Consider the following 713-nt stretch of genomic DNA (forward strand, 5'->3'; position numbering starts at 1 on the left):
GCCAATGGCAACATATTGCCGTCAGCGATGCCGGCGGGGCGCGAGGTGGTGCGTATCCTGACGCCGACGGCGGACGTCATGACCGGTGCGGGTGCGATCATCCGCTGCACCTGGGAGGGGACGGGTACGATCTCGATCCAGGGCAACCGGGGTGGCGGCGGCGATGGTCCGGGCGACCACAGCTCCGAGTTCCGGTTCTCGGCGAACACGCTGGCCAATGCGCGGGTATGGTTGAGCCTGCGCAACATGAGCGCCAGCGATCCGGTGCGCAATCTGGACTGCCGCGAGAAGGGCATGGCGCGCAGCGACGTGTTCAGCCAGGAGTTCGTCGATTCGCTCAAGCCCTACGGCGTGTTGCGCTTCCTCGACTGGTCGGCGGCGAACACGAACCCGCAGTCGGCGAAGTGGGCGGACCGGACCCTGCCGGGCTCGATCTACCAGTCGCGTCCGCAAGGGCCGGCGCTGGAGCATATCGTGGCGCTGTCGAACAAGCTGTCGGCCGAGCCGTGGATGACGGTGCCGTGGAATGCGGACGACGACTATATCACCCGCATGGCGCAGCTGATGCACGACGGCATTCCGGCGAACCGCCGCATCTATGTCGAGCTGTCGAACGAGGTCTGGAACTACAGCTTCCCGGTCGCGCGTCAGGCCGAGGCGGAGGGGCTGGCGCGCAAGCTGTCGGACAACGGGTTCATCGCCAACCTGCGCCG

At 66.9% G+C, this 713-nt stretch carries 1 pseudogene; it reads left to right on the forward strand.

Annotated elements, in window-relative coordinates:
- Positions 1–27: 27 nt before the first annotated feature.
- Positions 28–713, forward strand: a pseudogene (locus IFT82_RS20345) (hypothetical protein); the annotation flags it as partial.

The sequence above is a fragment of the Sphingomonas sp. CFBP 8760 genome, from assembly GCF_014841615.1.
Classification (GTDB): Bacteria; Pseudomonadota; Alphaproteobacteria; order Sphingomonadales; family Sphingomonadaceae; genus Sphingomonas.